At 71.8% G+C, this 21,103-nt stretch carries 22 protein-coding genes; 17 read left to right on the forward strand and 5 right to left on the reverse strand.

Going from position 1 to position 21,103, the window contains the following annotated elements:
• The first annotated feature begins 6 nt into the window (after positions 1-6).
• Genes ACWEN0_RS22140 through ACWEN0_RS22150 form a run of 3 tightly spaced genes read left to right on the forward strand, consistent with a single transcriptional unit; the run spans position 7 to position 1,525 of the window.
• The gene (locus tag ACWEN0_RS22140; RefSeq protein WP_451976412.1) at positions 7-495 is read left to right on the forward strand and encodes a GNAT family N-acetyltransferase; all 489 of its coding nucleotides are present in this window, start codon (positions 7-9) and stop codon (positions 493-495) included.
• 23 nt (positions 496-518) lie between these two features.
• A complete protein-coding gene (locus ACWEN0_RS22145) occupies positions 519-1,106 on the forward strand; it encodes a Chromate resistance protein ChrB (protein WP_451976415.1) in 588 nt (195 codons plus the stop codon).
• Complete coding sequence (locus tag ACWEN0_RS22150; protein ID WP_451976417.1) at positions 1,103-1,525, forward strand: YkvA family protein; 423 nt, start codon at positions 1,103-1,105, stop codon at positions 1,523-1,525. The genes ACWEN0_RS22145 and ACWEN0_RS22150 overlap by 4 nt, the downstream gene beginning before the upstream one ends.
• Before the next feature lie 11 nt (positions 1,526-1,536).
• On the opposite strand, the gene ACWEN0_RS22155 is transcribed toward ACWEN0_RS22150, so the two are convergent.
• From ACWEN0_RS22155 to hxlA, 3 genes are read right to left on the reverse strand one after another with little or no spacing between them, the layout of a single operon-like run.
• A complete protein-coding gene (locus ACWEN0_RS22155) occupies positions 1,537-2,154 on the reverse strand; it encodes a GPR1/FUN34/YaaH family transporter (protein WP_451976420.1) in 618 nt (205 codons plus the stop codon).
• A 46-nt stretch (positions 2,155-2,200) separates the two neighbouring features.
• Positions 2,201-2,470: a hypothetical protein gene (locus ACWEN0_RS22160; protein WP_451976423.1), complete on the reverse strand. Its 270-nt coding sequence runs from the start codon at positions 2,468-2,470 to the stop codon at positions 2,201-2,203.
• Between the two features lie 19 nt (positions 2,471-2,489).
• Complete coding sequence (hxlA, locus tag ACWEN0_RS22165) at positions 2,490-3,119, reverse strand: 3-hexulose-6-phosphate synthase (RefSeq protein ID WP_451976426.1); 630 nt, start codon at positions 3,117-3,119, stop codon at positions 2,490-2,492.
• A 258-nt stretch (positions 3,120-3,377) separates the two neighbouring features.
• Between hxlA and pqqB the strand changes: the two genes are divergently transcribed.
• The 9 genes from pqqB to ACWEN0_RS22210 all read left to right on the forward strand — a co-directional run bounded on the left by pqqB (position 3,378) and on the right by ACWEN0_RS22210 (position 12,941).
• Positions 3,378-4,289 (forward strand): pyrroloquinoline quinone biosynthesis protein PqqB, encoded by a 912-nt coding sequence (gene pqqB / locus ACWEN0_RS22170; RefSeq protein ID WP_451976429.1) that lies wholly within the window; start codon positions 3,378-3,380, stop codon positions 4,287-4,289.
• Positions 4,286-4,981: a pyrroloquinoline-quinone synthase PqqC gene (gene pqqC / locus ACWEN0_RS22175; RefSeq protein WP_451976432.1), complete on the forward strand. Its 696-nt coding sequence runs from the start codon at positions 4,286-4,288 to the stop codon at positions 4,979-4,981. Before pqqB ends, pqqC begins: the two co-directional genes overlap by 4 nt.
• Complete coding sequence (gene pqqD / locus ACWEN0_RS22180) at positions 4,981-5,256, forward strand: pyrroloquinoline quinone biosynthesis peptide chaperone PqqD (RefSeq protein WP_451976435.1); 276 nt, start codon at positions 4,981-4,983, stop codon at positions 5,254-5,256. The genes pqqC and pqqD overlap by 1 nt, the downstream gene beginning before the upstream one ends.
• Positions 5,253-6,353 carry a pyrroloquinoline quinone biosynthesis protein PqqE gene (gene pqqE, locus ACWEN0_RS22185; protein ID WP_451976438.1) on the forward strand — a complete coding sequence of 367 codons (1,101 nt, stop codon included), beginning with the start codon at positions 5,253-5,255 and terminating at the stop codon, positions 6,351-6,353. The genes pqqD and pqqE overlap by 4 nt, the downstream gene beginning before the upstream one ends.
• On the forward strand, positions 6,350-8,740 hold the full coding sequence (locus tag ACWEN0_RS22190) for a M1 family aminopeptidase (protein ID WP_451976441.1): 2,391 nt from the start codon (positions 6,350-6,352) through the stop codon (positions 8,738-8,740). The genes pqqE and ACWEN0_RS22190 overlap by 4 nt, the downstream gene beginning before the upstream one ends.
• A 148-nt stretch (positions 8,741-8,888) precedes the next feature.
• Positions 8,889-9,926, forward strand: a complete 1,038-nt coding sequence (locus ACWEN0_RS22195; RefSeq protein WP_451976444.1) for a LysR family transcriptional regulator — start codon at positions 8,889-8,891, stop codon at positions 9,924-9,926.
• Between the two features lie 27 nt (positions 9,927-9,953).
• On the forward strand, positions 9,954-10,931 hold the full coding sequence (locus tag ACWEN0_RS22200) for a class I fructose-bisphosphate aldolase (RefSeq protein WP_451976447.1): 978 nt from the start codon (positions 9,954-9,956) through the stop codon (positions 10,929-10,931).
• Between the two features lie 85 nt (positions 10,932-11,016).
• Positions 11,017-11,940, forward strand: a complete 924-nt coding sequence (locus ACWEN0_RS22205; RefSeq protein WP_451976450.1) for a fructose-bisphosphatase class II — start codon at positions 11,017-11,019, stop codon at positions 11,938-11,940.
• A complete protein-coding gene (locus ACWEN0_RS22210; protein ID WP_451976453.1) occupies positions 11,937-12,941 on the forward strand; it encodes an HAD-IIA family hydrolase in 1,005 nt (334 codons plus the stop codon). The genes ACWEN0_RS22205 and ACWEN0_RS22210 overlap by 4 nt, the downstream gene beginning before the upstream one ends.
• A gap of 142 nt (positions 12,942-13,083) precedes the next feature.
• On the opposite strand, the gene ACWEN0_RS22215 is transcribed toward ACWEN0_RS22210, so the two are convergent.
• Positions 13,084-13,548, reverse strand: coding sequence for a ribose-5-phosphate isomerase (locus tag ACWEN0_RS22215; protein ID WP_451976456.1), 465 nt, complete (start codon positions 13,546-13,548; stop codon positions 13,084-13,086).
• Positions 13,549-14,078: 530 nt separating this feature from the next.
• Here ACWEN0_RS22215 and ACWEN0_RS22220 point away from each other — a divergent pair.
• The 5 genes from ACWEN0_RS22220 to ACWEN0_RS22240 all read left to right on the forward strand — a co-directional run bounded on the left by ACWEN0_RS22220 (position 14,079) and on the right by ACWEN0_RS22240 (position 19,447).
• The gene (locus tag ACWEN0_RS22220; protein ID WP_451976459.1) at positions 14,079-14,627 is read left to right on the forward strand and encodes a manganese efflux pump MntP; all 549 of its coding nucleotides are present in this window, start codon (positions 14,079-14,081) and stop codon (positions 14,625-14,627) included.
• Between the two features lie 23 nt (positions 14,628-14,650).
• A complete protein-coding gene (gene katG / locus ACWEN0_RS22225) occupies positions 14,651-16,852 on the forward strand; it encodes a catalase/peroxidase HPI (RefSeq protein ID WP_451976462.1) in 2,202 nt (733 codons plus the stop codon).
• A 141-nt stretch (positions 16,853-16,993) separates the two neighbouring features.
• Positions 16,994-17,449, forward strand: coding sequence for an MSMEG_3727 family PQQ-associated protein (locus tag ACWEN0_RS22230; RefSeq protein ID WP_451976464.1), 456 nt, complete (start codon positions 16,994-16,996; stop codon positions 17,447-17,449).
• A gap of 16 nt (positions 17,450-17,465) precedes the next feature.
• Complete coding sequence (locus tag ACWEN0_RS22235) at positions 17,466-19,148, forward strand: PQQ-dependent dehydrogenase, methanol/ethanol family (RefSeq protein WP_451976467.1); 1,683 nt, start codon at positions 17,466-17,468, stop codon at positions 19,146-19,148.
• 104 nt (positions 19,149-19,252) lie between these two features.
• Complete coding sequence (locus tag ACWEN0_RS22240) at positions 19,253-19,447, forward strand: recombination activating protein 1 (protein ID WP_451976470.1); 195 nt, start codon at positions 19,253-19,255, stop codon at positions 19,445-19,447.
• A gap of 10 nt (positions 19,448-19,457) precedes the next feature.
• On the opposite strand, the gene ACWEN0_RS22245 is transcribed toward ACWEN0_RS22240, so the two are convergent.
• Positions 19,458-20,852, reverse strand: coding sequence for a LytTR family transcriptional regulator DNA-binding domain-containing protein (locus tag ACWEN0_RS22245; protein WP_451976473.1), 1,395 nt, complete (start codon positions 20,850-20,852; stop codon positions 19,458-19,460).
• Positions 20,853-21,103: the final 251 nt, after the last annotated feature.

The raw sequence follows: 21,103 nt of genomic DNA on the forward strand, positions 1-21,103 counted from the left end.
AGAACCGTGCTGATCCGAAGGGCCGTCGAGGCCGACGTCACCGCCATCGCCGCGGTCGGGCACCGGACCTGGCCACCCACCTACGAACCCTTGGCGGGCAAGGACTACGTCGCGAACGGGCTGGCCCGGTGGTGGTCCGGCGACCTCCTCAGCCAGGCCGTGGCGCGCACCTTCGTCGCGGAGGACGCCACGGGGGAGATCGTCGGCATGACCAGCTTCGGGCCGGTCGACGACGTCCTGGTCGTATGGAAGCTCTACGTCGTCCCGGAGGCGCAGGGCACCGGCGCCGGGTCCGCGTTGCTGCGCAAGGTGCTCGACCACGCGGCGGGACGGCACCGGGCCGTGCGGCTCGCGCACATCGCGGGGAACGAGCGGGCGGCGAAGTTCTACGCCCACCACGGCTTCACGTACCTGAGGCGGGAGAGCGACGCCGACGGCGGCCCGGATTCGGTGTGGCTGGAGCGGCCGTCCGTTGTTACGACTGGACCAGTCTGATGTTACGAACGTAACCTGGCGGCATGAGCATCGAACCCCGTGCCCGGGGCTGGCTGGTGATCAGCGTGTCGACGGCCGGCGCCCCCGACTCGCTGCGCGTGCAGGTCTGGCGGAAGCTCCGCTCGCTCGGCGCGCTCTACCTGCAGCAGTCGGTGTGCCTGCTGCCCGCCCGGCCCGAGGTGGTGCGGGAGGTCCGCCGCCTGGTCGACCGGGTCCGCCACCAGGGCGGGACCGCACGGGTGCTGCCGATGCAGTTCACCGACCCGGCCGAGGAACAGGCCGTGATCGCCGAGCTCGACGCCGCCCGCGACGTCGAATACCACGAAGTCCTCGAGCGGCTGCCCGCGCTGCGCCGCGAACTCGCCGACGAACGGGCGCGCGGCAACGTCACCTACGCCGAAGTCGAGGAGTCCGAGGCCGACCTGCAGCGCTTCCGGAGCTGGCTGGACAAGATCGCCGCCCGCGACTACTTCGGCGCGCCGGGTGGCCAGGCCGCCCGCGAGGCCGTCGACCTGGCCGCCACCGAACTCGCCGACTTCGAAGAAGCCGCCCTGCACGCCGAAGCGCCCGACCGTCCGGCGCCCCGCCTGCGCGTCGTGGACGAGCGGTGACCGGTTCGTTCTGGGCGGACCTGCTGATCGGGGCCGGCGCCGCGCTCGTGCTGGCGTGGGTCGCGCTGATCGTCGCGCTCGTGCTCGTCCGGCCGCGGGGCGGGCTCCTGCGCGAGGCGCTGCGGTTGCTGCCCGACGTGCTGCGGCTCATCCGGCGCCTGGCCGCGGACCCCGCCCTGCCCCGCGGCGTCCGGATCCGGCTCGCCCTGCTCCTGGCCTACCTCGCGCTGCCGATCGACCTGATCCCCGACTTCATCCCCCTGCTGGGCCACGCCGACGACGCGATCATCGCCACCGCCGTGCTGCGCGGGGTCGTCCGCCGGGCGGGGATCGACGCCGTGCGCGCCCACTGGCCCGGCACCGACGACGGCTTCGCCGCGGCAGCCCGCCTGGCCGGAATCCGGACCCAGGCGGGCTGAAGCGGCTCGCCTCAGGCGAGCACCGGACGGCCCAGCGGCAGCGGCTTGCCGCCCGTCGCGGCGGACACCGCGCCCGCGAAGAGGTACACGCCGACCGCGGTGAACGCGAACACGGCGTAGCCGCCCAAGGTCGTCGCCGTCGTCGAGCCGGCCACCGTGCCGTACAGCACCAGCGCGAGCGCGAGGTCGACCAGCGCGAACAGGACCGTGAACGCGGCCGGCAGCCGCAGCGTCGTCAGCGTCAGCAGGACGATCGTGACCAGCCAGGCGATCAGGAACAGGCCCTGCGTCGCGACCGCCGCGTCGGGGGAGACGCCGAACCAGCCGTGGATCAGGCCGAGGACCAGCGCCGCGTAGCTGAGCCAGAACCCGGCGAACACCCCGAACACCGCGGCGACGGCGCTCTCGCCCAGCGCGGCCGCCCACACGGCGGCGACGAGCTGGCCCACGCCCGTCGCGGGCAGGATGATCGCGATCGACGCGCCGACGGCGGCGGCCGGGACGTACCCGGTCAGCACCAGGCCGAGCGCGGTCGCGCCGACGATGAAGGTGGGCACGCCGATCAGGGCGGGATCGCCCGGGGGTGCGGAGCGGGCGGGGGCTTCGGTGGCAACGGCGGTGGTGGTCATCGGGTACTCCTCGTTGAGCGCGATCGATCCCCGGGTGCGTCGGTTCTCACCGGGGCTGGGGCCACATCCCCGACAGCTCGGGGTGGTCGTCGTCGAGCAGGCGGTTCGCCAGCGCGATCGCCTCCTTCGGGTCGACCTGGTCGAAGGCGGGGTCCCCGTGGGCGACGCGCTCGAAGACGTCCGCCAGCTCGTTCGCCGCGGCGGGGGACAGGCTGGTGTCCTGGCTGCATTCCACGTACCGCAACCGAAGCACGCCGGCGGCCTGCAGCATCAAGGAGCTGTAGGTGTCGCGGGCACGTGTTTTCCGGTCTTCCACGCCGGCTCCTTCCCGAGGTTCAGCGGGTGGCGTGCCGCTTGAGTTCGGCCGCGGCGGCGCCGGGGTCGGGGGCGTTGTAGATCGCGCCGCCCGCAACGGCGACGACGGCACCGGCTTCGCGGACGGAAGCGATGGTGCCGGCCTTGACGCCACCGGCGATGGAGAACGGCACTCCCGCGAGACGGCCGTCTTCGAGCAGCTGCTCGATCGAGTAACCCGGACGCGCCTGCTCGTCGAGTCCGGCGTGGATCTCCACGAACGAAACACCGAGCTTGGCGACTTCGCGGATCCGGGCGACGCGGCCGTCGACGACGCCGATCATGTCGGCGACGACCTGCTTGCCGTGCTGGCGGCCGGCGGCGACCGCGCCGCGGATGGTGTCGTCGTCGACGGTGCCCATCACCGTCACCAGGTCGGCGCCGGCCTTGAAGGCCAGCGCGGCTTCGAGTTCGCCGGCGTCGGCGGTCTTGAGGTCGGCGAAGACCAGCTTGTCCGGGTGCGCGGCCTTGATCGCGGTCACCGCCGCGATCCCCGCCGACTTCACCAACGGCGTGCCCAGTTCGAGGATGTCGACGTGCTCGGACACCTGGTGGGCCAGGGTCAGCGCCGAGGGGAGGTCCAGGACGTCCAACGCCACCTGCAACTGCACGATGTTCTCCTCATCGGTACGGGAACGGCTGAGTCCACCCACCATCACCGCCGCACCCGAACCCCGGCAACCGCCCCGGACATGCGAAAACGCAATCCCCCGATGCGCAGATCGAATACCCGGCCGGACCGCGCGCCGCTCGTGGCCGGGCGGTCGCCGTTCGTCCGTGATCCGGCGCCGGTCGTTCGCGGGCGGTTGCCCCGTCCCGGCGCGGGCGCGGAAGGTGGTGGCCAGGCCGACGGTGCGGGAGGGGTGAGGGTGGTGTTCGTCCATTGCCTCGGCGCCGCGGCGGGCGGCGGCTATCCACAGTGGAACTGCGCGTGCGCCGGCTGCCGGAAGGCGCGCGCCAAGCCCGAAGCCGCGACGAACCACGCCGGGATCGCCGTTTCCGGCGACGGCGAGCGGTGGTTCCTGCTGAACGCGACCCCGGACGTCCACCACCAGATCGCGGCGGATCCCGCGCTGCACCCGGGCCCGGGGATCCGGGAGACGCCGGTCGCCGGGGTGCTCCTGACGGACGCCGAGTTCGACCACACGATCGGCCTGCTGGTGCTGCGCGAGGGCTCGGCGCTGACGGTGTACGGGACGGCGCCCGTGCTCGAGGCGCTGACCTCGTTCTTCCCGGTCCGGGAGCTGCTCGGCGACTACGCGGACCTCACCTGGTCCCGGATCGACGTCGGCACGCCCCTGGACCTGGACGACCGGGTGCGGGCGACCGCGTTCCTCACCGGGTCCAAGGCACCCCGGTACGTCGGGAGTTCGCGGCACGCGCCGCAGCGCGCCACGGCGGAGTGGGAGATCGGCTTCCGGCTGGAAGACAAGGTCACGGGCGGAACCGTGGTGTACGCGCCGACGCTGCCCCGGTGGGACGCGGACTTCGCCCGGCAGGTGGCCTCGGCCGACTGCGTCTTCGTGGACGGCACGTTCTGGACCGACGACGAAATGTCGTGCCGGGGCGCGGGAAGCCGGACCGGCCGCTCGATGGGCCACCTGCCGGTCGGCGGCGCCGACGGTTCCGCTCGCGCGCTGGCCGCGTTGACCGCGAAACGCAAGATCTACACGCACATCAACAACACGAACCCGATCCTCGACGAAGGGTCCCAGGAGCGGCAGTGGCTGACGAGCCTGGGCATCGAGGTCGGCAGAGCCGGTCTGGAGGTGGAAGTATGAACGCTTGGTCCGCGGAAGAGTTCGAAGCGCGGTTGCGGTCGATCGGAGAAAAGCGGTACCACCATTTGCACCCGTTCAACGAACGGATGCACGCGGGCTCGCTGACCGAAGAGGAGTTCCGGGGGTGGGTCCGCAACCGGTTCTACTACCAGGTGAACCTGCCGGTGAAGGACGCGTTCATCCTGACCAAGCTGCCCGGCCGCGACGACCGGCGCCGGTGGATCCAGCGCATCATCGACCACGACGGCCGCACCGGGAACGAAGGCGGCATCGAGAAGTGGGTCCGGCTCGGGGAAGCCGTCGGCCTGACCCGTGAGCAGCTGTTCGACACCGGCACGGTGCTGCCCGGCGTCCGCTTCGCCGTCGACGCCTATGTGGACTTCTGCCGCACGCAGCCGTGGCTGGAGTCCGTGGCCTCGGCGCTGACCGAACTGTTCGCGCCGGACCTGCTCAGCCGGCGGATCACCGACGTCAGCCACCACTACCCGTGGATCGCGCCGGACGGCCTGGAGTACTTCCGGGCGCGGCTCACGCAGCAGCCCAAGGACATCGCGCACCTGCTCGAGCTGGTGCTGAACCACGCCACCTCCCGGGAGCAGCAGGATGCGTGCGCGCGGGCACTGGAGTTCAAGTGCGACGTCCTCTGGAGCCTGCTCGACGCCGTCGAACTCGCCTACGGCAAGAGCTCGTGATGGACGCGGACGACCTCACCGCCATGCCCCGGCTGGCGACCAAGGCGATGCTCAAGCACGACAGCGTCCGGGACGTCGAGCTGCTCCTGCTCCCGGAACGGGTGGTGCTGCTGAACAAGTCCGGCGCGGCGATCCTGGGCCTGTGCGACGGCAGCCGGACCGTGCGGCAGCTGGTCGACCAGCTCGAGCGCGACTTCGAGGCGACCGACCTCACCAACGACGTCATGTCGTTCCTCGAGGACGCCAGCGGCCGCGGCTGGGTGGTGGTCCCGTGACCCCGCAGCCGTTCGGCCTGCTGGCCGAGGTCACCCACCAGTGCCCGCTGCACTGCGTCTACTGCTCGAACCCCCTGGCGCTGATCGAGCGGCCGGACGAGCTGGCCACCGAGGACTGGACCCGGGTCATCGGCCAGGCGGCCGAGCTCGGCGTCGTGCAGGTCCACTTTTCGGGCGGGGAACCGCTCGTCCGCGGCGATCTGGAGTCGCTGGTCGCCGAGTGCCGCCGCCTGGGCCTGTACACGAACCTGATCACCAGCGGCCTCGGGCTCACGGAGAAGCGGGCGGCGTCGCTCGTCGCGGCGGGGCTCAACAGCGCCCAGCTGAGCATCCAGGGCGACGCCGCCGAATCGACGGACCTGGTCGCGGCGAGCAAGCGGTTCGACAAGAAGGAAGCCGCCGCACGGATCATCCGCGACGCCGGGCTGCCGTTGAACATGAACGTGGTCCTGCACCGGCTGAACCTGGGCCGGCTCGACGCGATCATCGACGTCTGCGTGCGGTGGGGCGCGGAACGGCTGGAGCTCGCCAACGCCCAGTACTACGGCTGGGCGCTGCGCAACCGTGAACTGCTGATGCCGAGCAAGACCCAGCTGGACGAGGCGGTCGGCGTCTACGAACGCCGGAAGGCCGAACTGGCGCGGACCACGGAGCTGCTCTGGATCCTCCCGGACTACTACGAGCCGTACCCCAAGCCGTGCATGGGCGGCTGGGCGCAGAACGCGCTGACCGTCGCCCCCGACGGCGTCGTCTACCCGTGCCCGGTCGCCGCGGAGATCACGACGACGGAGTTCCCTTCGGTGCGCGACCACGACCTCGGGTGGATCTGGGGGGAGTCGCCCGCGTTCGAGGCGTACCGGGGCACGGACTGGATGCCGGACCCCTGCCGGAGCTGCCCGCGCAAGGAGCTGGACTTCGGCGGCTGCCGGTGCCAGGCCTTCGCCCTGACCGGCGACGCGGGCCGGACCGACCCGGTGTGCCAGCACTCGCCGGACCACCACCTGGTGCAGGACGCCCTGGTCCGGGCGAACCAGGAGGACGCCGGTGGCGGGGAGCCGAAGTACCGCCGGCCGACGGTGTCCGCACGAGGCCGATGACCCTCACCCGGGACGAGGCGGCCGCGCGGTCGGCCGAGGTCTTCGGCGTCGAGTACACAGTGGACCTCGACCTGACCGCCGGGGAGCGGGACTTCGCGACGAGCACGGTGGTCCGGTTCCGGGCGCGGACCGGCGCGCCCGTCTTCCTCGACTTCGAGGGTGCGGTCGAGTCGGTGTCGTGCAACGGGTTCGAGGTGCCGGACGCGCACGCGGGGACGCGCGTCCGGCTCGACGTCCGGCCGGGCGCGAACACGGTCCGGGTGACCGGCACGGCGCCGTACTCGCGGACCGGCGAGGGGCTGCACCGGTTCCGCGACCCGCTCGACGGCCGGGTCTACCTCCACACCAAGTTCGAGCCCTTCGCGGCGCACAAGGTGTTCGCCTGCTTCGACCAGCCCGACCTGAAGGCGACGGTCGAGCTTTCCGTCGCGGTAGCGGACGACTGGGTCGTCGTCGCCAACACCGACCCGGCGGAGTCCGGTGCGAAGTGGCGGTTCGGCCGGACGCCCCCGCTGCCGCCGTATCTGGTGGCGTTCTGCGCGGGCCCGTTCCACCGGGTGAGGTCGGCGCACCGCGGCGTGCCGATGGCGCTCTACGCCAGGAAGTCGCTCTCCGAGGAGCTCGCGGGCGACGCGCCCGAGATCTTCGCCGTGGTCGGCCGCGGCCTCGACCACTACGGCCGGCGGTTCGCCCTCCCGTACCCGTTCGCCAAGTACGACCACGTCTTCGCGCCGGAGTATGCGTTCGGGGGCATGGAACACCCCGGCTGCGTGACGCTCAACGAGCGGTTCCTGTTCGCCGGCCGCGTCACCGAGGACGAGCGGCGGCGGCGGGCCGAAGTACTGCTGCACGAAATGGCGCACATGTGGTTCGGCGACTACGTGACGCTGCGCTGGTGGGACGACCTGTGGCTGAACGAGGCCTTCGCGGAGCTGATGTCGGTCGTCGCGCAGCCCGAGGTCACGCGGTTCGGGGAGGGCTGGACCGCGTACGCCCACCACGCCCTGCCCGCGGCCCGGCACGCCGACCGGCTGCCCACCAGCCACGCGATCCGCGCCGACACCCCCGACACGGAGGCGGCGCGGGTGAACTTCGGCCCGATCGTCTACAAGCGAGGCGCGGCCGTCCTCTACGACCTCGCCGAGCGCGTGGGCTGGGAGGCCTTCTACGCCGGGGTGGGGACGTACCTGCGCACGCACGCGTGGGGCAATGCCGCCCTCGAGGACTTCGTGACGGCTTTGCGGGACGTGTCGGACGTGGACGTGGACCGCTGGGTGGCCGAGTGGCTGGTGCGCCCCGGTGTCAACACGGTCAAGGTGTCCCGTGTGGACGGTCGAGTGAGGCAGCTGCCCGGCGTCCCGCCGCGAGACCTGAACCTGCGGATCGCCGCGTTCGATGATCTTCTGGTGCCCAACGCCGACGCGGCGTGCCACGTCAAGGTCCGGCTGGACCCGCGGTCGCGGCGTTCGGCGTTGCGCGGTTTGTCCACAGTGGATGACCCGCGCGCGCGTGCGGTCGTCTGGGGAGCACTGTGGGACGACGTGCTCGACGCGCGCCTGCCCGCCCGGGACTACGCGTCCGCCGTGGTCCGGCACGGACTGGTGGAGAGCGACGGCGTCCTGGAGACGCTTCTGGAGCGAGCCGTCACGGCGGTCCAGGTCCACGGGGATCCCGCGGCGTGTCGCGTGCTGGCCGGCCGGGTGCGGGAGCGGCTGGCCGGTGCCCGTCCGGGCAGTGATCGGCAGCTGGTGCTCGTGCGGGCCTTCGTCGCTGTCGCCGAGGCCGACGAGCACGGCCTGCTGCGGGAAATGGTGCACGGGCGATCGCCTTGGGCGCAGCCGGCCGTGGACCGGGACCTGCGGTGGCGGTGCCTGGTCCGGCTAGCGTCGACCGGAGGGGACATCGACGGGCTGCTGGACGTCGCGCGGGAAGCCGACCCCGGGGAAGCCGGTCGCCGCAACGCCTTGACGGCCGAAGCCGCACGGTCCACAGAGGCCGCGAAGGAAGAAGCGTGGGACCGGCTGCTCGGCGACGACCTTTCGCTGGCGGAGAAGAAGGCCGTCATGGCGGGATTCCGGCAGCCGGGGCAAGAGACGCTGCTGACCCCGTACGCCGACCGCTACTTCCGGGCGCTGGCGGACGGTGCGCGGCCCGAGTTCGCCCGGGCGCTCTACCCCCGGTTCACCACCGTCGAGCCGCGCGTGCTGGCGGACACCGATGCCCTCCTGGAGCGCGAACCGCTGTCCGAAGAGGTGCTGAAGGCCGTGCGGGACGAGCGTGCCGAGCTGCTCATCATGCGGGCGGCCCGAACGAGCGGCGGTCCGCCGAGGACGAACGGCGCCGGTGGTGCCACGAACGGGACCGTGAGCCGCGTCACGGCCCCCTGAACGGCGAACGGGCCCGCAGAAGGCCCTTCGCGCGCCGTTCGTGCCTGTGCCCCGTCTGTTCGTGCCCGGCCCGTTGACCACGGATTCCGTTGCCGGGCAAGGTCGTTGCCGACCGCGAGTCGCAGGTTCCGAGCGAGAGGGTGAAACCATGGTTCTTCCGTCCAAGATGCCTCAGCTCGCCGACCTCGATCTGCTGCTGTCGGTGGAAAGTCACGGCAGCGTGGGAAAAGCCGCGCAGGCGCACAGCCTTTCCCAGCCGGCCGCCAGTATCCGGATCAGCGCGATGGAACGCCGGCTCGGGCTCCGGCTGCTGGAACGCTCGCCCGCGGGTTCGAAGCTCACCGAAGACGGCGAGCTGCTGGCGAAGTACGCCCGCAACGTCATGCAGGCGGCGCGCGAGCTGCTGGAGTTCGGTTCCGGGGCAAGGTCTTCGGAAGCGAAACGGCTTCGCGTCGCGGGCAGCCCGGCCATCGCCGAGCACCTGATCCCCGAATGGCTGAACCGGCTCGGGTTCTCCTTCGGCGAGGCCCGGGTCGAGGTGCAGACCGGCAGCGTCGACTCGCTGCGGCAGCTGATCCGCGCGAGCCACGTCGACCTCGCCTTCATCGACGGCTGGTGCCAGGCCGGCGGACCCCGGCAGCAGGCCCGCGACGAGCTCGTGACCCGGTACATCTGCGACGACAAGCTGGCCGTGGTGGTCGGCTCGCGGCATCCGTGGGCGGCGCGAAGCACCCCGTTGACGGTGCCGGAGCTGGCGGCCGCGCCCCTGGTGCTGCGTGAGCGCGGCTCCGGGCTCCGGGAGTTCACCGACGAGCTGCTCGGAACCGCGGGCGTGCCGCAGGGCTACGTCGAGTTCCCGTCCACGTCCGCGATCAAGCAGGCGGTCGCGACCAGCCGGCGGGTGACGGTGCTGAACGTCTCCACCGTGCGCGCCGAGCTCGCGGAAGGGCGGCTGCACCTGGTGCCCGTCGACCGGGAAATGCCCGCCAAGCCCCTCTACGCGGCGTGGAGCGAGCGCCGGGGCCTCCCGGAACACGCGGAAGAGCTCGTGGAGATCGCCGCGTCGAAGGGCGCTCCCGTGCCCGTCGTCGTGCCGGGGCGAAAACCGGGAGAAGCCGGCTCGCGCAAGCGGCCGAGGACGCGCAACCCCAGCTTGGCGATCGACGTCCACGAATCCATCGCCTGAGCGCCGACCGCAGGAGGAGCAAGGAAAGTGTCTGCCCTGAACAAGATCGCGCGAACCATGGTGTCCGACCGCCGCGGCATCCTCGCCGCCGACGAGAGCATCGGGACGATGTCCGCCCGGCTGGAGAAGGTCGGTGTCGAGGCCACCGCGGAGAACCGCCGGGCGTACCGCGAGCTGATCGTCACGACCCCGCGGCTGTCCGAGTCGATCAGCGGCGTCATCCTCGCCGACGAGACGTTCCACCAGCAGCTGAGCGACGGGCGCACGTTCCCGCAGTACCTCGAGGACATCGGGATCCTCGCCGGGATCAAGGTCGACACCGGGGCGAAGCCGCTGGCGGGCGCGCCGGAGGAGAAGATCACCGAAGGCCTCGACGGGCTGCGCGAACGCGTCGCGGCCTACGCGCGCGGCGGGGCGACGTTCGCCAAGTGGCGTGCGGTGATCACGATCGGCGACGGCACGCCGTCCGCCGCCGCGGTGCGCGCGAACGTGCACGCCCTGGCCCGGTACGCCGGCCTCTGCCAGGAGGGCGGCCTCGTGCCGATCGTGGAACCCGAGGTGCTGATGGACGGCGACCACTCGCTGGCGCGCTGCCGCCAGGTGACGACCGCCGTCCTGGCGGAGCTGTTCGAGGAGCTCGACCTGATGCGGGTCCAGCTCGACGGCATCGTCCTCAAGCCCAACATGGTGGTCGCCGGGACCGGCAGCGGTGAGCGGCCCTCGGTCGCCGAGGTCGCCGAGGCCACGGTCGAGGCCCTGCGCGAGACGGTGCCGGCGTCCGTGCCGGGCATCGCCTTCCTCTCCGGCGGGCAGCGTCCGGAGGTGGCGACGCAGCACCTCGGCGCGATGCAGCACCTCGGCCCGCGTCCGTGGGAACTCACGTTCTCCTTCGGCCGGGCCCTGGTCGGGCCCGCCCTGGAGACCTGGCGGGGCGACGACGACAACCTGGCCGCGGCTCAGAAGGCCCTTTCGGAGCGCGCGATCGCGAACGCCGCCGCGCGCTGACCCCGATCCGCCGCGGGCGGCCGGAAGCCTTCCCAGTGGTCCCGATCCGGCCGTCCGCGGTATCCACCCGAGTGAATCGAGAGTGATGAGTACTCAGGAACGGGTCGCCACCGGCGTTTCCCGGGGACCCGGCCAGGCGCTCGCGCTCGAACTCGTGCGGGCGACCGAAGCCGCCGCGATCGCGGCCGGCCGGTGGACCGGCCGCGTCGAACGGGACAGCGCCAAGGCCGCCGCGACCGGCGCGCTGCGCGACCACCTCATGGCCGTGCCGATGCGCGGCGTCGTGGTGGCCGGCGAAGACGAGCTGCGGGGCGAAGACGTCGGGTGCGGGGACGGGCCGGTGTGCGACCTCGCCGTCCTCGCGGGTGACGGCGCGCTGTCGCCGGTCCGGGACGTGCCGGACTCGCTCGCCGCGGTCGTCGTGGCGGAACGCGGTGCGCTCTACGACGCCCCGCCGGACGCCGTGATGGAGAAGCTGGCGGTGGGCCCCGAGTGCGCCGACGTCGTCGACATCGCCCGGCCGGTCGCGGAGAACCTGCGCGCGGTCGCCGAGGCCAAGGACGTCCGGGTGTCGGACGTGGTCGTCGCGGTGCTCAACCGGTCACGGCACCGGGAGCTCGCGAACGAAATCCGCGACGCCGGCGCGCGGGTCCACCTGCTCGAGGGCGGTGAAGTCGCGGGCGCGATCGCCGCGGCGCGTCCCGAGAGCGCGATCGACCTGCTGATGGGCACCGGGGGAGCGGCGGCGGGCGTTCTCGCCGCGGCCGCCCTGACCTGCCTGGGCGGGGCGCTGCAGGCCCGGCTGCGGCCCGAAGGCTTCGACACGGTCCTCCACACCGGCGACCTGGTGCGCGGCGAGCGCGTGCTGTTCTGCGCCACCGGCGTCACCACCAACGAGCTGCTGCGCGGGGTCCAGCACCACTGGGGCCGCAGCACCACGCAGTCGATGGTGCTGAGCTCCCGGCCGGACACCGTGCGGATGGTCAAGTCCGAGCACCGGTTCGCATGACGTCGCTCGTCGCCCGGTACCGCGGCCTCATCTGCGATCTCGACGGCGTGGTCTACCGCGGCCGGTTGGCCGTTCCGCACGCCGTGGCGACCCTGAACCGGGTCACGGCGGACGGCGTGCCGATCGTGTTCGCGACGAACAACGCGTCCCGCGCCCCCGCCGACGTCGGCGACCACCTCCGCGAACTCGGTGTCGCGGGGCGGGGCTGGTCGGTGGTGAACAGTGCGCAGGCGGCCGCGGCGCACCTGGCGCGGCGGCTGGCCCCGGGAGCACGCGTGTGCGCGGTGGGCGGGCCGGGCGTCGCGCAGGCCCTCGCCGAAGCCGGGTTGACGCCGGTGCGTGTCGCGGACCTGGCCGACAAGCCGGTCGAAGCCGTCGTGCAGGGACTGGGGTCCGACGTCACCTGGCGCGAGCTCGCGGCGGTGGGCCACCTGGCCGAAGCGGGCGTCCCCTGGGTGGCGACGAACGTCGACTTCACCCTGCCCACGCCCTCGGGGCGAGCGCCCGGCAACGGCGCGCTGGTGGCGGTGGTCCAGTCGGCGACCAGCGCGTCGCCGCACGTGGTCGGCAAGCCGCAGGCCGCGTTGTTCGACCTCGCCCGCGCCCGGCTCGGCACCGACCGGCCGGGCACCCTGGTGTGCGGGGACCTGCTGGGCACCGACATCGAAGGCGCCAACTCGGCCGGCCTCGACTCGCTGTTCGTCCTGAGCGGGTCTTCGCGGCTGCGCGACCTGGCCTTCGCCGGGCGCGCCACGCGTCCGACGTACGTCGCGGGCGACCTGAGCGGGCTGCTGCAACCGGCCCGGCCGCTGCGGGCCGTCCCGCGGGAGGCCCGGCTCGGCATCGGGCCGGACGGCGTGCTCCGCGTGCCGGACACCGGCGACCACGGCGAGCTGCTCGCGGCCGTGGTCGCCTCGGCGTGGGCCGCCCGCGACGCGGGCCGCGCGGTCTCCGACCACCCGGGCCTGTGGGAGCGGATCGAACACCGCCTGCGGTCGTGAGCGGTGTGCTGTCCCAGGACCTCACGGACAGATTCGTGTCGGGACTTCCCGGACGGCTGGCGGGCGGCGTGCTCGCGACCGGACCGTGCCACGGTGATCTTCTCGCGGTGGGCGGCCGTTCACGCACACGACGGGCGGGCCGTCAGGGGAGGGCGGGTGGCTCGCCGGTGCGTTCGTAGTCGTCGAGCAGGGCGTGCCGGCGTTGGTGGCGGCCACCTTCGAACTCCGCCGCGAGAAACGCGTCCACGATGCGCTCGGCCTCCTCGACCGGGTGCATCCGGGCGCCGAGCGCGGCCAGCAGCGCGTTGTTGTGCCGGCGGGCCAGCCGGGCGGTGTCGACGTTCCACGTCAGCGCGGCGCGGGCGCCGGGCACCTTGTTCGCGGCGATCTGTTCCCCGTTGCCGGAACCGCCGATGACGACACCGAGACTGCCCGGGTCGGCGACGACGCGCCGTGCCGCTTCGACGCAGTACGGCGGGTAGTCGTCTTCCGCGTCGTAGGTGTGGGGGCCGACGTCGGTCACCTCGTGGCCGAGTGCGGAAAGCCGTGCGGCGAAATGGTTCTTCAGGTCGAGGCCGGCGTGATCGGAGCCGAGGTAGATGCGCACACCCGAAGTCTAAGTCCGCATATCGGGTGTAGTGTCATAGCAATTGCCGGGTGGGCCTTCGGCTTTTCCCATGCCCCGCACCGTGTCACGCAGTGTAGCCTCCGTGGTCGCCCGCGCCGGCACTGCCGGTGCCCCCGCCCTCCCCGCTCGTGGTTCCCGGGGTGCCGTTCGGCACCGGTTGCCGACCACTGGTTCGAGGTCGGTTGCGGCTGCTCCGTTAAATCCAAGATGCTCCTTGATGACCGCGAAATTTCGCGACGTTGTCCTCGGAGTTGCGCGGAACACGAATGCCCGGTCGACAGGAGGAGCAGGACATGAAGTGGGAAACCCCGGAGTACACGGTCGTCGAGGTCTGTGCCGAGGCCACCGGCTACTTCTACCGGGGCTGACCGCCGGGCCGCAGAGCCCGTGTCGCCCCGCGCCGGCGCAAGGCCCCGGATCCCGGAAACCTTCTCGGGCCGGGGCCTTGTGCCATGCGCAGCCAGCCGCTCTCCCCGCAGCACCCTGGTCTTCCTTTCGAGGTGGTTCAAGTGACTCTTGAATTTCTTCCGCTGCTCGCCCTCGCCTTCGGGCTCAGCCTCGACAACTTCCGCTCGTCGATCGCCATCGGCACCATCCCGTTCGGCTGGCGGCGCGCGCTGCAGGTGGCGCTCGTCTTCGGGGTGTGGGACGCCGTGGGCCCGCTGGTGGGCGGGTTCCTGGGGCACTACCTGGGCGACTTCCTCGGCGACTCGGCGGAGTACATCGGCGCGGCCGCGCTCGGGCTGTACGGCGTGTACTTCATCGTCGGCGCGATCCGGAACCCGGAGCCGGAGGACATGGACCACCCGTGGGTGACGCTCTTCGGGATGCCGCTTTCGCTGACCATCGACAACTTCATCGCCGGAGCCGGCCTCGGCATCGCGGGGTTCTCCCTCGTGATCCCGATGCTGACGTTCGGGGCGATGACCGTGCTCATGTCGTTCGCCGGGCTGTACATCGGGCGGATGGCCGCCAAGGTCGTCCGGGTCCGCGCCGACCTCTTCAGCGGGATTTCCCTGGTCGGCGCGGCGATCCTGCTGCCGCTCGTGTTCGGCTGAACCCTTGGGGGGCGAGGAATCCGATGCCCGAGAACCCCGACACCCACACCTACCGCACCTACGACAAGGTCCTGGGCGAGACCCGGCCGGCGGCGCGCCGCACGACCGCGGACCGGTGGCCGGAGCGGGTCGACCTGAAGCCGTTGCGCCGCAACCTGCCCGAAGCCGGCCCGCTGGGCGCGGACTTCGACTACGCCGGGCAGTTCGCGTCGCTGGACCTCGGCGAGGTCGCGCGGGACATCGACGAAGTGCTGACGACGTCACAGGACTGGTGGCCCGCCGACTTCGGGCACTACGGGCCGCTCGTGCTGCGCATGGCCTGGCACGCCGCGGGCACCTACCGCGTCAGCGACGGCCGAGGCGGTGCGGGCGCCGGGATGCAGCGCTTCGCCCCGCTGAACAGCTGGCCGGACAACCGCAACCTGGATAAGGCACGCCGGCTGCTGTGGCCGGTGAAACAGAAGTACGGGCGCAAGATCTCGTGGGCGGACCTGATGGTCTTCGCGGGCAACCGGGCGCTGGAATCGATGGGGTTCAAGACCTTCGGGTTCGGCGGCGGCCGGCCCGAGGTGTGGGAGCCCGACGAGACGTACTGGGGCCCGGAACTCAAGTGGCTGGCCGAAGACCGCTACCGCGGCCTGCGTGAGCTCGACGAACCCCTCGCGGCCGCGGAAATGGGGTTGATCTACGTCGACCCGCAGGGCCCGGCCACCAACCCCGACCCGCGGCTCGCGGCCCGCGACATCCGCGAAACCTTCAAGCGGATGGGGCTGGGCGACGAGGAGACGGTCGCGCTCATCGCGGGCGGGCACACCTTCGGCAAGACGCACGGCCCGGCGGACCCGAACCTCGTCTGCGGCCCCGAGCCCGAGGGGGCGCCGCTCACCGCGCAGGGCCTGGGCTGGGCCGGCGGGCACGGCCGCGGCATCGCGGCCGACACGGTCACCAGCGGACTGGAAGGCATGTGGACGCGCACGCCCGTGCAGTGGGATCACACGTTCTTCGAGACGCTGTTCGAATACGAGTGGGACGTCGAGCTCAGCCCCGCGGGCCTGTGGCAGTGGATCCCGCGGGACGGCGGGGGCGAGGGCACCGTGCCGGACCCCTTCGACCCGGACGTGAAACACCACCCCGTCATGCTCACCACGGACCTCTCGCTGCAGGAAGACCGGCGCTACGAGGCGATCTCGCGGCGGTTCCTGGCGCACCCGGACCAGTTCGAGGACGCGTTCGCGCGGGCCTGGTTCAAGCTGACCCACCTCGACATGGGCCCGATCGAGCGGTACCTGGGGCCGCTCGTCCCGGCCGAACGGCTGATCTGGCAGGACCCGGTGCCGCCGGTGGACCACGAACTCGTGGACAGCGACGACATCGCCGCCCTCAAAAGCGAAATCCTCGCCTCCGGCCTGACCGTCGCCCAGCTCGTGGCCACGGCGTGGGCGTCGGCTTCGACCTACCGCGACAGCGACAAGCGCGGCGGGGCGAACGGGGCGCGGATCCGGCTCGAACCGCAGTGCGGCTGGGCGGTCAACGAACCCGGGCAGCTGGCCGTCGTGCTGCCGGTGCTGCAGGGGATTCAGGAGCGGTTCGACGCCGGGGGAGAAGGCAAGCTGGTCTCGCTGGCCGACTTGATCGTGCTCGGCGGGTGTGCCGCGGTGGAACACGCCGCCGCGGCCGGTGGCCACGAGGTCGGCGTCCCGTTCCGGCCCGGGCGCACCGACGCGACCCAGGAGTGGACCGACGTCGAGTGGTTCGAAGCGTTGCGGCCCACGGCGGACGGCTTCCGGAACTACCTGGGCGACGGGTTCCGGCTGCCCCCGGAGCACCTGCTGGTCGACCGCGCGAGCCTGCTCAGCTTGAGCGCGCCCGAGATGACGGTGCTGGTCGGCGGGCTGCGGGTACTGGGCGCCACCCACCGCCGGTCTCCGGTGGGGGTGCTGACGGAGTCGCCGGGTGTGCTGAGCAACGACTTCTTCGTCAACCTCCTCGACATGAGGACACTGTGGACACCGGGCGAGCACGGCAACCGTTACGAGGGCCGCGACCGGGAGACCGGCGAGCCGAAGTGGACGGCGAGCCGCGTCGACCTCCTGTTCGGATCGAACTCCGAACTGAGAGCGCTTTCGGAGGTCTACGCGAGCGAGGACGCCGGCGGGAAGTTCGTCCGGGACTTCGCCGCGGCGTGGGGGAAGGTCATGGAGCTCGACCGGTTCGACCTCCGTTGAACGGTACCTCTCGCCGGGTGAACGGTGGAGCAGAGCCATTGTGTGGCAACGGATATCGGAACCACTCCGCCGGAGGTAGTGTCCGAACGCGTTGCAGGACAACGAAAAGTGCGAACCAGCCGCTGTAGGAGGTGAAGTCCGATGACGATCGCCCGGGAACGCGAAGATCTCTTGGCCGAGCTCAACGGGCAGAACAAGGCGACCATCGGGGCCGTGCTCGGCACCGGTTCCATCGCCAAGGCGACCGAACGTCCCGACGGGACGATGGAAGCGACCATCCGGATCCCGGAGGACGCGATGGCGTGGGAGCCGGGCGTGCTGATCATGCCGCACGCGGGCACCCTCGAGCTGACGATCATCAACGACGACAAGAACACCCACGCCTGCTTGCTGCCCAGCAACGGCGACCGGCAGTTCATCGGGCTGCTGAACCACTCCAAGGGCAGCGCGACCCTCGAGCTGGACGGCCCCGGCTGCTACTGGTACGGCTCCCCGGCCGGCAACGACGAGGGCCGCGGCCTGCAGGCCGCCATCGTCGTGACCGGCGAGGTGCCGCCGGAAGCCAAGCTCGACCGACCCGCCCAGCCGCGGCCGTAGGAAGGCAGGAACCACCATGACCCTCGAATACGTCGACGCCGGCAAGGCGTTCGACCACAGCAAGCTGTCCAACCTGCCGCACCGCGCGCCGGACGTGACGCGCGGCGTCGACTACGAGCGCATCCTCCGGGCGCGCAGCGAGGCCGACAACTGGATCACCTACTACGGCGACTACGACGGCAAGCGGCACAGCCTGCTCGACCAGATCACCGTCGACAACGTCAAGAACCTGAAGGTCGCTTGGATCTTCCAGGCGAGCGCGACCGGCATGATCGCCTCGACCTCGACCTACGCGTTCGAGGCCTGCCCGCTGGTCGTCGACGGCGTCATGTTCGTCACCGGCTGGGACGGCTGGCTGTGGGCGCTCGACGCGAAGACCGGCGAGCAGCTGTGGCGCTACAAGCACGCGATCCCGATCGACGTGACGCTGTGCTGCGCCAACGTCAACCGCGGCTGCGCGGTGGCCAACGGCAAGGTGTACATGGTGACCCAGAACGCGCAGCTGGTCGCGCTCGACGCCACCACCGGCCGGAAGGTCTGGCAGAAGACCATCGGCGACGTGCGCGCGGGCGAGAGCGCCTCGATCGCCCCGCTGGTCATCAAGGACACGCTCATCACCGGTTCCGCCGGCGGCGAGTACGGCGTCCGCGGCCACATCGACTGCTGGGACCTGGAGACCGGCGAGCAGCGCTGGCGCACCTACACGGTGCCGAAGCCGGGCGAGCCCGGGTCGGAAACCTGGCCCGCCGACGGCGAGGCCTGGCAGCGTGGCGGCGCGAACCACTGGGTGACCGGCACCTTCGACCCGGAGCTGAACCTCTACTACGCCGGTACCGGCAACCCGGCGCCCGACTTCGACGGCGAGGTCCGGGAAGGGGACAACCTCTACACCGACAGCGTGGTCGCGCTGGACGTCGACACGGGCGAGATCAAGTGGCACTACCAGTTCACCCCGCACGACCTGTGGGACTACGACTCCACGATGGAGATGACCCTGTTCGAGCGGGACGGCAAGAAGCTGCTGGCCCACTTCGACAAGAACGGGTACATGTTCGTCCTCGACCGCACCAACGGCGAGCTGCAGCACGTGACGCCGTTCGTGGACCGGATCGACTGGGGCGTCATCACCCGCGACGGCAAGGTGACGCCGCGGAAGTACCCGGACAAGGAAGGCGAGCCCTGCCACTTCTACCCCGGTCCCGCCGGCGCGAAGGAGTGGACGCACGCCTCCTACAACCCGGACCTCGACCTGTTCTACGTGCCGGTCGCCGACGTGGGCGCCACGGCCACCCGGCGTCGCCGCGAGTTCAAGGAGGGCATGCCCTACTGGGGTGCCGCCGTCGAGGTCGACATCGACAACATGGCCGGCTCGGTCAGCGCGTTCGACTCCCACGGCGAGGAGAAGTGGCGCCACCGGATGAACAACATGCCGATGGCCGCGTCGACCCTCAGCACCGCGGGGAAGGTCGTGTTCGCCGGCACCCCCGAGGGTGAGTTCCTGGGGCTGCACGCCGAGACCGGCGAGAAGCTCTGGAGCTTCCAGTGCGGCAGCGGGCACCACAGCAGCCCGAGCACCTTCACCGTCGACGGCAAGCAGCACATCGCCGTGCCGGTCGGCTGGGGTGGCTGGCTCGAGGGCATCGTGCCCGGCATGTCCGGCCAGGGACACGGCGCCGCGCTGATCGTGTTCTCGCTCTGACCGGGGAGTCCCCCCGAGGTGTGCCGGCCGGTGGCCGGGTCGTCGCGGCGACCCGGCCACCGGTCTCGGTGCTTTCCGCCACCGGCGAGGAGAAAGGTGAGGCGATGAACCAGCCGTCCGCACCGCCGCAGGAGCGCCTGCCGTGCCTGTACTGCGGGGAACGCTACGGGCCCGACGAAGTCGCGCGGCACACGGAACCGGTCGCGTGCGGGCCCTGCATCACGTGCGTGGGCAAGCCCGCGTGCTTCGAATGCCGGCTGATGTACTGCGTCTGCGAGGTGCACCAGTACCGTGGCTGACGGGCCGGGGTCAGATCTCCAGCGCCCGGCGCACGGTCGGCGTGTTCCGCCGGGAGACCGGCACCATCGTCTGGTCCGGGTCGTCCATGACCAGGACCAGCTCGCTCCTGTTCCGGCGCTCGACCTCCCGGATCCGGCTGAGGTTCACCACGTACTGGCGGTGGACCCGGAGGAACCCGGCGTCGGTCAGCTCGGTTTCGAGCCGGTCGAGACCCGGCGAGGCCGAGCGCAGCAGGCCCTGGTCGGTGGACAGCCACACGTCGTTGCCGTCGGACTGCGCGAAGGAGACTTCGGGCAGCCGCAACAGGACCATGCGGTTCTCGCGCGTCGCGACCATCCGGTGCGGCTGCGTGCGCAGCGGCGAGTCCTCGCTCGCCCGGGGCAGCGGATCGCCTTCGGAGACGCCGAACGTGACGACGTTGCCGACCAGGTGCCCGGTCAGGAACACCGGCCGGAAGCTGATCGACGTCGGTTCGTTGGCCAGGCGCGTGAGGATCTGGGTCGAGCCGGACCAGTCGTGGTTGCGGGTCGCCTGCCCGGCGGCGTACTTGGCGGCCCGGATGAACTCCGGCAGTTCCGGTTTCCACCGCACCGCGGGATCGGGGGCCGGCGTGGAGCCCGGGATGCCCAGGAGGACGCCCGCCGTGTCGTCGGCGAGCACGACCCGGCCCGCGGCGTCGACGGCCGCGAGCGGCGCGCTCGTGCCCGACCGGGCGTGGTTGAAGGCGGCCATCAGCTCGGCGCCGTCGTCCTTGGCGCGCCGGCGCAGGATGCGCTGCGTCATCGTGGCGGCGTTGCCGAGCCAGGCCCCCACGGTCGCGGGGAGGTCGCCGCGCCAGCACGAGATGTTGAGCACCGCGACCGGTTCCCGGGTCACGACGTCCCGGACCGCCACGCCGGCGCAGGTCCAGTCGTGGAAGGCCTGGCACCAGTGCTCGGCGCCGCGGATCAGCACGGGGGCGTAGGACATGAGCGCGGTGCCCATGCCGTTCGTCCCGGTGGCGCCTTCGGCCCAGCAGAACCACCGGGCGAGGTTGGCTTCGGCGGCGACGGCGCTGGTGGCCTGGTCGCCCCACTGGGCGAGCACCCGGCCGGTGCCGTCGGTGAGGGTCACGATGCCGCCGTGGGTGCCGACCTCGCGCGCCAGGGAGGCGGCGCGGAAGCCGAGTTCGGCGAACACGACGTCGTGCTCCAGTGCGTGGCCGACCTCCGCGACCGCCGCCGGGGCCGCGGTCAGGCCCGGGTCGACCCCGTACTGGTCCCGGCACCGGTGCCAGGAGATCGCGATCTCGGGCCGGACGCCGCGGAGGTCGTCCTCGCCGCGCGCGAAGCGCTCCCACGCCTGGTACACGGTCGCCTCGCCGCGGCCGCGGGAGCCCGGGTCGAGCCGGTGTACCTGGGGCATGGGAGACCGCCTTTGGTCCGTGGGGCGGGACGTGGTGATTCGCCTTCGTCGCAAGCTAAAACCCGGGCCGGACCGAGGGCAAGGAGAGTGGGATGACGGTCGGCGGACACCTGACGAACGGTCGTGAAGCGAGGACCGGCGGCGCCCGGGCGCCCACCAGCGGTCGGGTGGCGCGGGCGAACGCCCTTGCTGGTAAACCGGAACGGTGGTGCTGCCGGGCTACCTGTCCGATCGGGTAGTTCTACAGCGAT

This window comes from Amycolatopsis sp. NPDC004378, from assembly GCF_053602455.1.